The 13,247-nt window shown below is 67.6% G+C and carries 12 protein-coding genes and 1 pseudogene; 11 read left to right on the forward strand and 2 right to left on the reverse strand.

Annotated elements, in window-relative coordinates; genetic code table 11:
* The first annotated feature begins 29 nt into the window (after positions 1-29).
* From UB43_RS00560 to UB43_RS30225, 10 genes and pseudogenes are all read left to right on the forward strand, one after another.
* Positions 30-830 (forward strand): RNA polymerase sigma factor, encoded by an 801-nt coding sequence (locus UB43_RS00560; RefSeq protein ID WP_045207370.1) that lies wholly within the window; start codon positions 30-32, stop codon positions 828-830.
* Positions 827-1,252 carry a PaaI family thioesterase gene (locus tag UB43_RS00565; protein WP_045207372.1) on the forward strand — a complete coding sequence of 142 codons (426 nt, stop codon included), beginning with the start codon at positions 827-829 and terminating at the stop codon, positions 1,250-1,252. The genes UB43_RS00560 and UB43_RS00565 overlap by 4 nt, the downstream gene beginning before the upstream one ends.
* A gap of 75 nt (positions 1,253-1,327) precedes the next feature.
* The gene (locus tag UB43_RS00570) at positions 1,328-2,029 is read left to right on the forward strand and encodes a YebC/PmpR family DNA-binding transcriptional regulator (protein ID WP_045207373.1); all 702 of its coding nucleotides are present in this window, start codon (positions 1,328-1,330) and stop codon (positions 2,027-2,029) included.
* A gap of 434 nt (positions 2,030-2,463) precedes the next feature.
* Positions 2,464-3,783 (forward strand): amino acid permease, encoded by a 1,320-nt coding sequence (locus UB43_RS00575; protein ID WP_045207375.1) that lies wholly within the window; start codon positions 2,464-2,466, stop codon positions 3,781-3,783.
* Positions 3,776-5,050: an aspartate aminotransferase family protein gene (locus tag UB43_RS00580; RefSeq protein ID WP_045207378.1), complete on the forward strand. Its 1,275-nt coding sequence runs from the start codon at positions 3,776-3,778 to the stop codon at positions 5,048-5,050. Before UB43_RS00575 ends, UB43_RS00580 begins: the two co-directional genes overlap by 8 nt.
* A 9-nt stretch (positions 5,051-5,059) precedes the next feature.
* Complete coding sequence (locus UB43_RS00585) at positions 5,060-6,094, forward strand: phosphotransferase enzyme family protein (RefSeq protein ID WP_045207381.1); 1,035 nt, start codon at positions 5,060-5,062, stop codon at positions 6,092-6,094.
* Between the two features lie 92 nt (positions 6,095-6,186).
* Entirely contained in the window at positions 6,187-7,134 is a 948-nt protein-coding gene (locus UB43_RS00590) for a helix-turn-helix domain-containing protein (protein WP_045207384.1), read from the forward strand.
* 227 nt (positions 7,135-7,361) lie between these two features.
* Positions 7,362-8,699: a hypothetical protein gene (locus UB43_RS00595; protein WP_045207386.1), complete on the forward strand. Its 1,338-nt coding sequence runs from the start codon at positions 7,362-7,364 to the stop codon at positions 8,697-8,699.
* 1,133 nt (positions 8,700-9,832) lie between these two features.
* A pseudogene (locus UB43_RS30220) lies at positions 9,833-9,997 on the forward strand (HAMP domain-containing protein); the annotation flags it as partial.
* Between the two features lie 102 nt (positions 9,998-10,099).
* Positions 10,100-10,855, forward strand: coding sequence for a methyl-accepting chemotaxis protein (locus tag UB43_RS30225; RefSeq protein ID WP_371319001.1), 756 nt, complete (start codon positions 10,100-10,102; stop codon positions 10,853-10,855).
* 1 nt (position 10,856) lies between these two features.
* On the opposite strand, the gene UB43_RS00605 is transcribed toward UB43_RS30225, so the two are convergent.
* Positions 10,857-11,099 carry a DUF2790 domain-containing protein gene (locus tag UB43_RS00605; protein WP_045207389.1) on the reverse strand — a complete coding sequence of 81 codons (243 nt, stop codon included), beginning with the start codon at positions 11,097-11,099 and terminating at the stop codon, positions 10,857-10,859.
* A 261-nt stretch (positions 11,100-11,360) separates the two neighbouring features.
* Between UB43_RS00605 and UB43_RS00610 the strand changes: the two genes are divergently transcribed.
* The gene (locus UB43_RS00610) at positions 11,361-12,323 is read left to right on the forward strand and encodes a GlxA family transcriptional regulator (protein ID WP_045207390.1); all 963 of its coding nucleotides are present in this window, start codon (positions 11,361-11,363) and stop codon (positions 12,321-12,323) included.
* A 206-nt stretch (positions 12,324-12,529) separates the two neighbouring features.
* On the opposite strand, the gene UB43_RS00615 is transcribed toward UB43_RS00610, so the two are convergent.
* On the reverse strand, positions 12,530-12,991 hold the full coding sequence (locus tag UB43_RS00615; RefSeq protein WP_024762520.1) for an Lrp/AsnC family transcriptional regulator: 462 nt from the start codon (positions 12,989-12,991) through the stop codon (positions 12,530-12,532).
* Positions 12,992-13,247: the final 256 nt, after the last annotated feature.

A 13,247-nucleotide genomic window follows, 5' to 3' on the forward strand; every position in this document is an offset into this window, starting at 1 on the left:
AATTTCCCCGGCCACGTCAGGAGGACACCGTGAAATTTCCAACCGTCGACAACGAGCAACTGCAACGCGCCCAGCGCGGCGAACCCGCCGCCCTCGATGCGCTTCTGCTGGCCCTGCAGGCACCGGTCTACAACCTCGCCCTGCGCATGCTCGGCCGCCGTGAAGACGCCCAGGACGCCAGCCAGGAAATCCTCCTGCGCATCACCACGCACCTGGCCAGCTTCCGTGGCGACAGCCAGTTCTCCACCTGGGCCTTCCGCATCGCCAGCAACGCGCTGCTGACTGCACGCACCAAGGTTCGCGAGGCGCCCACCGTGTCGCTGGAAGCCCTGGCCGAAAAGCTCGACCTCGGCCTGCGCCTGGCCCAGGCCAACGAGCGCCCGCTGGAGCCTGCCGACAAACTCGCCGCCGAACGCATCGCGCTGGCCTGCACCCAGGGCATGCTGATGTGCCTGGAGCGTGAACAGCGCCTGGCCTACGTGCTGGACATCGCCTTCGGCCTGGATTCGGAAACCGCCGCCGCGGTGCTGGAGGTCGAACCGGCGACCTACCGCAAGCGCCTGTCGCGGGCGCGCCAGCGGCTGGATGACTTCATGCAGCAGCATTGCGCCCTGGTGAACCCCCAGGCGCCCTGCTCCTGCGAGCGCCAGGCGCTGGCCCTGCCGGCCGGCCTGAATGACACCCGCAAGGCCGAAAGCGAACTGCTTGCCCTCACTCGCCTTGCCGACGCGGCAGCGGTGTTCCGCGCGCACCCCGACTACCAGGTGCCGCAACGAGTGATCGAAACCGTGCGCGCCGTGCTGCAGCAGCACACCGGAGGCTGGCAATGAACGCTTTCGCCGATCTGGGCTATCCCGAAGGCTTCCAGCCGCTGCAACGGCGCAATCCGCTGCTGGACCTGCTCGGTCCATTCCTCGTGCGTGGCGAGGGCGATTCGCTGGAGCTGGGCCTGTTGCTGGACGAGCGCCACACCAACAGCCGTGGCGGCGTCCACGGCGGCATTCTCGCCACCCTGGCGGACATCGGCATGGGCTACGCCATGGCCTTCTCCAGCCAACCGCCGCAGCCGCTGGTCACCGCCAGCCTGCCCCTGGATTACGTTTCCAGCGCCCAGGTCGGCGACTGGCTGAGCATCCGCCTGCTGCACAGCCGGCGCGGCCGGCAGATGGCTTTTGCCAACGCGCTGCTGTCGGTGGGGGACAAGGTGGTGGCCCAGGCCAGCGCCGTGTTCGCCGTACCAGCGGAACGCTGATCCGGCAGATATCGCCAGCCGCCGCGCAAGGCCTTAGACTTGCCGTCCATCAGCAACCGCCAGCAAGAGATCACTATGGGCGCCCAGTGGAAAGCCAAACATAAAGAAGTCGCCGCCAACGCCAAGGGCCGCGTGTTCGGCAAACTGTCGAAGGAAATCATGATCGCCGCGCGCAATGGCGCCGACCCGGACATGAACCCGAAACTGCGCCTGGTCGTCGAGCAGGCCAAGAAGGCCTCGATGCCCCGCGACACCCTGGAGCGCGCCATCAAGAAGGGCGCCGGCCTGCTGGACGGCGCCGCCACCTTCGAGCGCGTGGTCTACGAAGGCTTCGCCCCGCACCGCGTGCCGGTGATCGTCGAATGCCTGACCGACAACGTGAACCGCACCATCGCGGAAATCCGCGTGCTGTTCCGCAAGGGCCAGCTGGGCGCTTCCGGCTCGGTATCCTGGGACTTCGATTACCTGGGCCTGGTCGAGGCCACCCCGGCCAGCGCCGACGCCGACCCGGAACTGGCCGCCATCGAAGCCGGCGCCCAGGACTTCGAGCCGGGCGAGGAAGACGGCGATACCCTGTTCCTCACCGACTCCACCGACCTGGACGCCGTCTGCCGCGCCCTCCCCGAGCACGGTTTCACCGTCGCCTCGGCCAAGCTCGGCTACAAGGCGAAGAACCCGGTGAGCCTGTCCGGCGCGGAACTGGAGGAAGTCGAAGCCTTCCTCGATGCGCTGGACGGCAACGACGACGTGCAGAACCTCTACGTCGGCCTGGCCTGATATCGCTACCAGCGAGCAAGCTCGCCCCTTCAGGAACCGGCACAACCGGCTCTTCGTAGGAGCGAGCTTGCTCGCGAACCTGCCTCGCACCTGACGCATCATGCGCATGCTGTTCGCGAGCAAGCTCGCTCCTACCAGTTTCCTCCTCCATCAGAGCCGCCTGGCTCCCCCCTGCCTTCTCCCGCGAAAATCCCCGCCTTGCGTCTTTGCGCATTTCTGATATCGCCCATCCCGCGCCCTTCGTACCTTCTCCCTGCCCGCCGTACCTGACGGCGGGCGCGTGCATACCCCATAAAACAACAAGAAGGGCCGCTCCATGACTTCACGCATCCGACCGTCGGCAATCGCCGGCGCCCTCCCTTGCCCGCTGCGCTCCGGCGCACGCGGCTGACTGCCGCTCACCCCTCATCACTCACAGGCAAGGGACACTCAACATGCTCAAACAAGGCGTACTCCGCTGGCCCCAGATCGCCGGGCTCGGCATTTCACTGGTCATCGCCGGGCAGTTCTCCGGCTGGAACTACGGCCTGGCCAGCAGCGGCTGGGCCAACATGCTCGTCGCCACCCTGCTGATGGCCGTGCTCTGCGGCGGCCTGGCGCTGTGCGTGTGCGAGCTCTCCACCGCGCGGCCCCATGCCGGCGGCGTGTTCGCCTACGCGCAGCTGGCCTTCGGGCCCTTCGTCGGCTACCTGGTCGGCGCCGCCTGCGCGCTGGCGTTGACCATCGGCACCGGCGCGGCCGCCAACTTCCTCGCCGCCTACATGGAATCGGTGTTCGGCTTCGGCGGCTGGCCGGTGCGCATCGGCCTGTTCGCGGTGATCATCGGCATCCACATCATCGGCGTCGGTGAAGCACTCGGGCTGACCCTGCTCGCCGGCGCCGTGGCCGCCATCGCCCTGCTGGCCTTCGGCGGCGCCATGCTGCCCCACGTGCACTGGGAAAACCTCCTGCCCAGCGCCGGCAGCGCACTGCCGGGCGTGAGCGTGGCCGGCGTGTTCGCCTGCGTGCCCTTCGCCATCTGGATGTTCATCTGCCTGGAGCAGGTCGCCTCCGCCGCCGAGGAAGCCGCCGAGCCGGGCCGCAGCATGCCGCGCGGGATCATCGCCGCGGTTGGCACCCTGCTGCTGACCGCCCTGACCGTGGTGATCAGCGCGCCGGGCGCCGCCGGTGTGGAAGTGGTCGGCAATGCGGGCGACCCGCTGTACGCCGCCATGACCCACGGCGGACTCTACGGCGAGCGCGACTGGCTGCCGCTGCTGGTCGGCTCCGGCGCCGTGTGCGGCCTGCTGGCGACCTTCTTCTCGGTGGTGTTCTCCGCTTCCCGCCAGTTGTTCGCCCTGTCCCGCGACGGCTTCTTCCCCGCCGCGCTGGCCCGCACCAACCGCCGAGGCGCGCCCTACGTCGCCCTGCTGGTGCTGACGGTGATCGGCCTGCCGCTGACCCTGGTGCCGCCGGAAAAACTCCTGCTGTGCATCGTCCTGCTGCTGGGCAGCTGCCACCTGGTGCTGTTCGCCGCCTACCTGCGCCTGCACCGCAGCCAACCCGGCCTGGTGCGCCCGTTCCGCCTGCGCGGCGGCCCGCTGATCGCCAGCGTCGGCATGCTGCTGACACTGGTCGTGATTGCCGCCTGCTTCCAGCTGGAAGTGGCGATGCTCAGCGCCCTGGCCCTGGTGGTCGCCGCCCTCATCCTCAACTACCTGCTGCGCGCCGCCACCCGCGCCGGCAAGCCCCTGGAGAATGCCGAGAATGTCTGAACCCACCCTGCTGCAACGCCGCCACCAGGTCATGGGCGATGCCTCGCCGCTGTTCTACGACGAGCCACTGGAACTGGTGAAAGGCGAAGGCGTCTGGCTCATCGACGCCGCCGGCAAGCGCTACCTGGACTGCTACAACAACGTGCCCTGCGTCGGCCATTGCCATCCGAAGGTGGTGGCGGCCATGGCCGAACAGGCGGCGACGCTGAACATCCACACCCGCTACCTCAACGAACGCGTGGTGCGCTACGCCGAGAGCCTCACCGCGACCTTCGCAGAGCCCCTGGACAGCCTGATGTTCACCTGCACCGGCAGCGAGGCCAACGAGCTGGCCCTGCGCATGGCGCGCTTCGCCACCGGCAACAAGGGCGTGATCGTCAGCGACTACAACTACCACGGCAACACCACCACGCTGGCGGCGGTGACCACCGCGCTACCCAGCTCCGAGCCGTTCTCGGCCCACGCGCGGGCCGTGCCGATCCCCTGCCTCTACCATGCCGACGGCACGCCCGGGCAGATTGCCGAGCGCTACGTGGCCAAGGTCGCCGAAGCCATCGCCGAGCTGCAGGCGGCCGGCGTCGGCCTCGCGGCCATGCTGATCGACACCCTGTTCGCCAATGAGGGCATCCCGCGCCTGCCAGCCGGCTACCTGGAGCGCGTGGCGAAGCTGGTGCGCGATGCCGGCGGCCTGCTGATCACCGACGAGGTGCAATCGGGCTTCGCCCGCACCGGCGAGCACATGTGGGGCCACCAGTCGCACCCGCTGGTGCCGGACATCGTCACCCTCGGCAAACCCATGGGTAACGGCTTCCCCCTGGCGGGCGTGGTGACCAGCCGCGAGCGGGTGGAAACCTTCGGCCGCAGCAATATGTACTTCAACACCTTCGGCGGCTCGCCGGTGGCCGCGGCCGTCGGCCAGGCGGTGCTGGACGTGATCGCCGAGCAGGACCTGCAAGGCAACTCCCGGCGCCAGGGCGCCAGGCTCAGCGCCGAACTGCACCGCCTGGCCGAGCGCCACTCGATCATCGGTGACGTGCGCGGCCAGGGCCTGTTCTTCGCCGTGGAACTGGTGCGCGACCGCGCCAGCCGCGAGCCGGCCGGCCTCGAAGCGCGGCGCATCGTCAATGCCATGCGCCAGCGCGGCGTGCTGATCAGCAAGATCGGCGGCGACGACAACATCCTCAAGATCCGCCCGCCACTGGTGTTCGCGGCCGAGCATGGCGAGCTGTTCATCGACACCCTGGACCAGGTCCTGAGCGAACTCTGAGGAGCCACCATGAACAACTTTTCCAAGGCTTGTTTCGCAGAGCTTGATCACGACCAGCAGATCGCCTGCCTGCGTGACCTGGCGCTGGACGCCCTGCGCCACTGGGAAGGCGATTTCGTCGGCCTGGAACTGCTCAAGTACCGCGAGAACGCGGTGTTCTGCGCCACCCGCAGCGATGGCACGCGCAGCGCCCTGCGCGTGCACCGCGGCGGCTACCACAGCGAGGCGGCGCTGCGTTCGGAGCTGACCTGGATGGAGCGACTGGCCGCCGGTGGCATCGGCGTGCCGAGCATCATCCGCACCCGCAACGGCGAACACCTGGCCGAGGTGCGCAGCGCCGCCCTTGAGGAATCGCGCTTCGTCGACATGCTCGGCTGGCTGTCCGGCAGCACCCTGGGCTCCGCCGAGCAGGGCCTGAGCGCCGACGGCGACATCGAGGCGCTGTTCCGTCAGGCCGGTGCCGTGGCCGCGCGCATCCACCTGAATTCGGCCCAATGGCGCCAGCCCAACGAATTCACCCGGCACGCCTGGGACGAAGAAGGCCTGGTGGGCGCCAACCCGTTCTGGGGACGGTTCTGGGAGCTGGACCTGCTCAGCGACGAGCAGCACGAACTGTTGCAGCGGGCGCGCCAGGAAGCGCGTCTCGACCTGCGCCACTACGGCCGCAGCCTGGACAACTTCGGCATGATCCACGCCGACCTGGTGCCGGAAAACCTGCTGCTCGAAGGCGGCGAACTGCAGCTGATCGACTTCGACGATGCCGGCTTCGGCTGGCACATGTTCGAACTGGCCACCGCGCTGTATTTCTGCCTGGACGACCCACGCCTGGCGCAGATCCAGGCGGCGCTGCTGGCCGGCTACGACTCGGTCAAGCCGCTGTCCGCCGCTGACCGCGCCGCGCTTCCGCTGTTCCTCGCCCTGCGCGGCACCACCTACCTGGGCTGGGTGCATACCCGGCGCAACAGCGAAACCGCGCGGGAACTGGCGCCCATGCTGATCGAGCGCGCCTGTACACTGGCCGCCGCCTACCTCGCCGGCCGCTGAAACTGGCAGAGCGCCGCAACACCCTGGCGCGCAGGCACAAGCCTGCGCGCCAGCACTGCCCGATACTCGGCGCACAACCGAGGTGAACCGCCATGACCGGCATAGCCCGCCACCAGGCAACCGACTCCGATGAACTGGCCTGCGCCCTCGCCGGCTGGAGCCAGGACTACACCCAGCTCGGCCACGGCCGCCTGCAGGCGGAGCTGCTGCATGTGCAGTTGCCCGGCGCCTCGCTGATCTACGAACACTCCAACCTGCACCTGCACGAGAACATGGCGCCGCCCGCCGGCCATCTGGTGATCGGCATTCCCCTGCGCGCCGGTGCCGATTCGCGCTTCAATGGCCAGGCCCTGCACGACGACACCCTGCTGGTGCTCGAAGGAGGCCGCGAACTGGAAATCTGCGCCGCCGGGGAAATCCACATGCTCGGCCTGACCTTCAGCCAGCCGCAGCTGGAACGCCTGCTCGGCGCCGAGGAGCGCGAGCTGTTCGAACGCGCGTTGCAGCAACGGCGCCTGCAACTGTCGCCAACGGGGGCCGGCGATCTGCGCCGCAGCCTGTGCGACGCCCTCGCCGCCTTCGAAGGCGAGCCCTGGCGGGTGGACGACCCACAGCAGGCCGGGCATGCCGTCGCCCTGGTGCTGAGCCACGTGCTACAGGCACTGGAGGAAATCCTCCCCGGCAACGACCGCGAAGGCGCGCCGCGCTCGCTGCAGCAACATCGCCGGCTGGTGCTGGCGGCCATCGAGCGTATGCAGGCGGACCTCTCCGAGCCGCTCTCGCTGCTGGAGCTGAGCCAGAGCCTGAACACCAGCCAGCGCACCCTGCAGTACTGCTTCCGGCAGATCTGCCAGAGCACGCCGCAGCAGTTCTTCCTCAGCCTGCGCCTGGCCGAGGCGCGCCGCCGACTCAAGCAGGAGCCGCAGCAGAGCATCACGAACCTGGCGCTGGACCTGGGCTTTGCCAGTTCCAGTCATTTTTCGACCTTGTACAAGCGGTTGTATGCGGAACAGCCGTCACTGATCTCGCGCTCGCGCTAAATCCTGCCCTTGTAGGAGCGAGCNTGCTCGCGAACCCGCTTGACGCTGGCGCCGTCGGATGGCTCGTTCGCGAGCAAGCTCGCTCCTACAAAAAGCACCACTGTCGGATCTGGCAACCACACCCAATCACTTGGCAGACAGGAGCAACGGCACAACGCCAGCCCTTACATAGCATCGGCAGAAGTCACATCCCCTCAATCGACAATAACGAAACGGATGCCTTCACCATGACCCACGCCGCCGTGCTGCGCCCCACCCTGCTCGTCCTGCTCATCGCCGGGGCCAGTTCCGCCAGCGCCTACGAGCTGTACGCGACCGACGACACGCACCTGAACGCCGACCTCTCGGCGACCTTCGGGCTGTTCCACAGCCAGGAGCGCTACAACATGACCGGCACGCTGGATGAAGGCTCCTCCTCCTGGCAGGAAGGCTTCATCAAGTACGGCCTGAGCGGCGACCAGAAGCTCGGCGGCGCGGGCACCGCCTACGGCGCCTTCAACCTGCTCAGCTCCGGCACCTGGGGCGACGGCGACGCCGCGGGCTTCAGCGACGGTTCCGAGCGCACCACCAAGATCGAGGATGCCTACGCCGGCTGGCGCTCGGCGGGCCTGTTCCCGATGCTGGGCGAAGACGGCATCGACCTGTCCTTCGGCCGCCAGAACATCGTGGTCGGCGACGGCTTCCTGATCGACGGCGATGCCCTGAACATGGGCAAGGGCCTGGCCGATGGCGAATACAACCGTGGCGGTGGCTACTACCTGGCAGCGCGCCGTGACTTCGACGAGACCGCCGTGCTGCGCATCGGCGGCAAGGAAGGCTGGCGTGGGGACCTGATGCGCCTCAAATCCGACAACCGCGCCCAGGCCAACTCCGACCTGTATGTCGCCACCCTCGAGCACGTCGCCCCGGAAGCCACCTTCGGCCTGACCTACATCGACGTCACCGACGTCGACGAGCGCTACGCCTCGCCGATCCAGCTCGACCGCAAGGACATGAAGACCTACAGCCTGCGCGGCACCGGCAACGCCGGCGTGGAAAACCTGTTCCTCTCCGGCGAATACGCCTGGCAGGACAAGGACAACGCCCAGTACAGCGACGACACCGCCAATGCCTGGTACCTGGAAGCCGGCTGGACCTTCTCCGACGTCAGCTGGAAGCCCTACGTCAGCTATCGCTTCAGCCGCTTCTCCGAAGGCTACGACACCCTCTTCTACGGTTTCAGCCGTGGCTTCGGCACCTGGTTCCAGGGCGAGGTGGCGGGCAACTACTCCGGGCCGTTCAACAACAACACCCGCGTACACAACGTCGGCGCCAAGGTCACCCCGCTGGAGAATCTCTCCATTGGCGCGCAGTACTTCGACTTCCACACCCTGGATACCGACCTGGGCAACACCGACGGCCGCGAACTGGACCTCTACGCCGAGTGGGCGATCAACGAGCACCTGGTGATCATCCCGCTGGTGGGCCTGTACCAGCCGAAGAAGAGCGCGGCCGAAGGCGGCACCCAGATCGGCAACGACAACAGCAACCTCTACAGCCAGCTGCTGTTCTCCACCACGTTCTGATCGACAGCTTCAAAGCGCAAGGAAAACCCGCCATGCCCAGCCTCCTGACTTCGATCCAGGGCCGCATCACCTGGCTGGCGGGTCTCTGCCTGATCCTGGTCGCCAGCGTCCTGATCGGCCTCTCGCTGTACCAGGCGCGGCAGGACAGCCACACCATCCAGCACGACAGCGGCGAACTCTTCGCCGTTGCCGCGCGGCACAACCTGGAAACCCAGGGCCAGGTGCAGGCCCTGCTGATCCGCGAACGCCTGCAGAACAACCTGCTGCTCGGTGAAGGCCTGCTGCGCACCGTGCAGACCCTGCGAGCGCAACAGCACCAGGGCGTCCTCGACCCCGCCGCGCTGCGCACCGCCCTCAATCATTCGATGGCCGACACCCTCGGCGCACACCCGGAACTGCTCGGCCTGTTCCTGGTGTTCCAGCCCGATGCGCTGGACGCCGCCGACCGCCAGTTCGCCGCCCGCGAAGACCTGGGCAGCAACGAGACCGGCCGCTTCGCCCTCTACCTGCTGCAGAACGGCGGGCAAACCCAGCGGGTGATCGGCACCGAGCAGGTCCTCGGCGACACCACGCCCGGCCCCAGCGGCCAGCCCTACAATGCCTTCTTCACCTGCTCCACCGGGCGCGCCCGCCCCTGCGTGCTCGATCCGTATTTCGACGACGCCTCCGGCCAGCGCCGGCTGGTCACCAGCGTCACCCTGCCGCTACTGGAGAACGGCAAGGCGATCGCCGCGGTGGGCTTCGACATCGATCTGGCGGCGCTTCAGCAAAGCAGCGCAGAGGGCAGCCGCAGCCTGTTCGACGGCCAGGGCCGCATCCGCATCCTCAGCCCCAACGGCCTGGTTGCCAGCGACAGCGGCGATGCCTCCAAGCTGGGGCAGAAATTCGCAGACAAAACCGTGCTCGCCGAGATCGCCGCCGGGCGCTCGCCGTCCAAAGACGACGGCGAATCCATCAGCGTGCTGCACAGCCTGGCCCCGGTGCCGGACGCCGCGCCCTGGGGCATCCTGCTCAGCGTGCCGCGCGCGGTGATGCTCGCCCCGGCGGAACGCCTCAAGGGCACGCTGGATGAGCTGCGCTGGAAAAGCACCGCGCTGGAGACCGGCGTCGGCATCGCTGTCGGGTTGCTCGGCATGCTGCTGGTGGCGCTCACCGCGCTGGGCATCAGCCGGCCGATCCTGCGCCTGGCGCGCATGCTCGAAGACATCGCCGACGGCGAAGGCGACCTCACCCGCCGGCTCGATTACCCGCGCCGCGACGAACTGGGCCGGCTGGCCACCGCCTTCAACCGCTTCCTCGACAAACTGCAACCGAGCATCGCCGCCGTGCAATCGGCGACCCGCGAAGCCCATGCCACCGCCGACCGCTCGGCGCAGATCGCCCGGCAGACCAGTGACGGCATGCAGCAGCAGTTCCGCGAGATCGACCAGGTCGCCACGGCGCTCCACGAGATGTCCGCCACCGCGCAGGATTCTGCCCGCAGCGCCGCTCGCGCCGCCGAAGCCGCGCGCACCGCGGAACAGGCCTGCGATGACGGCTTCCGCACCCTCGACGCGACCAACAGCGGCATCGACCTGCTGGCCAGCGGCATGCACCAGGCCATGGCCGAGCTGCAACAACTGGCGGCGAGCAACGAGCAGATCGGTTCGATCCTGGAAGTCATCTGCGGCATCGCCGCGCAGACCAACCTGTTGGCCCTCAACGCCGCCATCGAAGCGGCGCGCGCAGGCGATGCCGGGCGCGGTTTCGCCGTGGTCGCGGACGAAGTGCGCGGGCTGGCCCGGCGCACCCAGGAGTCCGTGGAGGAAATCCGCGAGGTGATCGAGAACCTGCAAGCCCGCGGCCACTCAGTGACCAGCGCGATGCAGGGCAGCTTCGCCCAGGCCCAGGGCAACGTCGATCAGGCGCGCCAGGCCATCGACGCGCTGCGGCGGATCGGCGAGGCGGTGAACCTGATCAGCGAGATGAACCTGCAGATCGCCAGCGCAGCAGAAGAACAGAGCAGCGTCGCCGAGGAGATCAACCGCAACATCGCCGGCATCCGCGACGTCACCCAGACCATTTCCGACCACGCACAGCAGGCCGCCGGTGCCAGCCGTTCACTGAACGAACTGGCCAGCCGGCAGCAGGGATTGGTGGAGCAGTTCCGCGCCTGACTCAGATGTCGCTGCAGCGCGGGGTCTGGCGCAGGTATTTGACGGTGTGCTGCTGGCCTTGCGAGTCCAGGTAGACCATGGTGGCCTGGCTGACTTCGCAGCGTTCGTTGGGTTGGGAAATGCTCAGCACCTTGGCCACGTCCAGCGGCATGCCGTAGTGGTAGACGGCCGCGTCGTCGGCGAAAGCGCTGAAGGACAACAGCAAGGCAGGAATGGCGAAGAGCGCGCAAAGAGTGGATTTCATGGCAGGAACCTCAGGGATCACGCGGGTCGCGTCGATCGTGGCCCACTGCCATAAATCTAGCCGATGAGACCTTTCCTACACAGACCGACTTCGACAACGGATTTCTTCAGTTAGCGCAACAATATCGCCTTGCGGGCGCACCTTCTCCTGTGATTGTGACGTCTCCCGTTGCCAGAATGGCAGCATTCGTTCCCATCGGCCGATTGCAGCCAGGGCGATACGCCGCAAGAATGAACGCCATCGATCGGATCGGGAGGCGCCATGAAACGCGTGGCCATGCTGCTGTTCCCCGGCGTGCAGGCGCTGGACGTCTCCGGGCCGCTGGATGTGTTCGCCGAGGCCAATGCCTTCGTCCCTGCCGGCCAGGGCTACCAGGTGGTGACCCTCGCCGCGCCGCCCTTGCCGCTGCGCGCCTCCAACGGCCAGCTGCTCGGCGCCGACTTCGGCCTCGAACAGGGCCAGGGCGCTGCCGACATCCTGCTAGTGCCGGGCGGGCCGGCCTTGCCGGATGAGTGTCCTGCGCCCGAGTTGCTCGACTGGTTGCGCGCGGCCTGCGCCATGGCGCCGCGTTACGGCTCGATCTGCACCGGCGCCTTCCTGCTTGGCCACGCCGGGCTGCTCGACGGCAAGCGCGTGACGACCCACTGGAGCGATGCGCGGCGGCTCACCGGGCTGTTCCCGCGGGCGTTGGTCGAACCCGATCGGATCCATGTGCGCGATGGCGCGCTGGTGACCTCGGCGGGCGTGACTGCCGGTATCGACCTGGCACTGGCGTTGGTCGCCGAGGACCACGGCGCAGCAGTGGCGCTATCCGTTGCGAAGCGCCTGCTGGTGGTAGCCCAGCGCCAGGGCGGGCAGTCGCAGTTCAGCCCCTTCCTGCAGGCGCCGGCCGATGCAGGCTCGCCGGTGGCGCGCATCCAGCGCTACGTGCAGGAAAACCTCGACCAGCCGCTGGGCGTGCCGCAACTGGCTGCGGAAGTGGCGATGAGCCCGCGCAGCTTCGCCCGCGTGTTCGTCCGCGAAGCAGGCGTGACGCCGGCCGAGTTCGTCCAGCGCGCGCGCATCGACGCGGCGCGCGGGCTGCTCGAGGGAGGCGATCTGGCGCTGAAAGTGATCGCCTGGCGCTGCGGCTTCGGCAGTGCCGCGCGCATGCGACGGGTGTTCGTACAGCGCCTGGGGGTGACGCCGACGCAGTATCGCGAGCAGTTCCGCCGCAACGGTTGATCTGTTTTTTGTAGGAGCGAGCTTGTTCGCGAACCGCACTCTGCCGATGTTTCAGTGCCTGCGGTAATCCATCGCGGACGAAGTCCGCTCCTACGCCTGGGCGGGACGGGCCGGCTGCTGTAGGAGCGGATTCATCCGCGATCGGGTCGGCGCCACACCGAGCCGCAGGTTCGCGAGCAAGCTCGCTCCTACACAGCACTCGTCTCTCAGATCGGCGGGGCCGAGCGCAGCATCACCGACTTCAACGCAAAGGCCGATTTGATCCCCGCCACGCCGGGAATCTGCGTCAGCGTGTTGGTGAGGAACAGTTGGTACGCCGACAAGTCCTTCACCACCACCCGCAGCATGTAGTCGGCGTCGCCGGTCATCTGGAAGCAGCTCATCACCTGCGGCGCCTGGACGATGCGTTCTTCGAACCGGGCGAGGTAGTCGCCGGTCTGTTTTTCCAGGGACACCGAGACGAACACGCTCATGCCGCCGGACAGGCGTTCCTCGTCGAGCCGGGCGAAGTAACCCTGGATGTAGTGCTCCTCTTCCAGGCGGCGCACCCGGCGCAAGGTCGGGGTCAGCGACAGGCCGATGTTCTGCGCCAGATCGCGCCAGGACAGGCGGCCGTCGTCGGCCAGGGCGCGGAGGATTTTCAGGTCGGTGCGGTCGAGATCAGCCATTTTTGGTCTGCCCTTTAAACATGAGCTACTCAGTGCTGTTTTTATAGTGCAAACACACTAATCCGTAAGCTCTGAGCTAGTCAATTTGGAGCAAAAAACCAATCGGTCACACCTATACTGAAACCACAACTACAACAACCGAGGACCTCACCATGAGTGATGTCACCACCCGCTGCGCGACCCCGCGCGGCACCTGCACCGTAGCCCGACCCGGCCGGGTGCGCCCGCCAGGCATGGCTTCTTCCGTCTGCTGATC

The organism is Pseudomonas sp. 21 (assembly GCF_000955805.1).
Taxonomy (GTDB): Bacteria; Pseudomonadota; Gammaproteobacteria; order Pseudomonadales; family Pseudomonadaceae; genus Pseudomonas.

Bases quoted from the DNA above. Each gene is read 5' to 3' on its own strand.
- UB43_RS00590 (WP_045207384.1), top strand. From the start codon at position 6,187: ATGACCGGCATAGCCCGCCACCAGGCAACCGACTCCGATGAACTGGCC.
- UB43_RS00580 (WP_045207378.1), top strand. From the start codon at position 3,776: ATGTCTGAACCCACCCTGCTGCAACGCCGCCACCAGGTCATGGGCGAT.
- UB43_RS00595 (WP_045207386.1), top strand. From the start codon at position 7,362: ATGACCCACGCCGCCGTGCTGCGCCCCACCCTGCTCGTCCTGCTCATC.
- UB43_RS00570 (WP_045207373.1), top strand. From the start codon at position 1,328: ATGGGCGCCCAGTGGAAAGCCAAACATAAAGAAGTCGCCGCCAACGCC.
- UB43_RS00585 (WP_045207381.1), top strand. From the start codon at position 5,060: ATGAACAACTTTTCCAAGGCTTGTTTCGCAGAGCTTGATCACGACCAG.
- UB43_RS00605 (WP_045207389.1), bottom strand. From the start codon at position 11,099: ATGAAATCCACTCTTTGCGCGCTCTTCGCCATTCCTGCCTTGCTGTTG.
- UB43_RS00615 (WP_024762520.1), bottom strand. From the start codon at position 12,991: ATGGCTGATCTCGACCGCACCGACCTGAAAATCCTCCGCGCCCTGGCC.
- UB43_RS00565 (WP_045207372.1), top strand. From the start codon at position 827: ATGAACGCTTTCGCCGATCTGGGCTATCCCGAAGGCTTCCAGCCGCTG.
- UB43_RS00610 (WP_045207390.1), top strand. From the start codon at position 11,361: ATGAAACGCGTGGCCATGCTGCTGTTCCCCGGCGTGCAGGCGCTGGAC.
- UB43_RS30225 (WP_371319001.1), top strand. From the start codon at position 10,100: ATGCAGCAGCAGTTCCGCGAGATCGACCAGGTCGCCACGGCGCTCCAC.
- UB43_RS00575 (WP_045207375.1), top strand. From the start codon at position 2,464: ATGCTCAAACAAGGCGTACTCCGCTGGCCCCAGATCGCCGGGCTCGGC.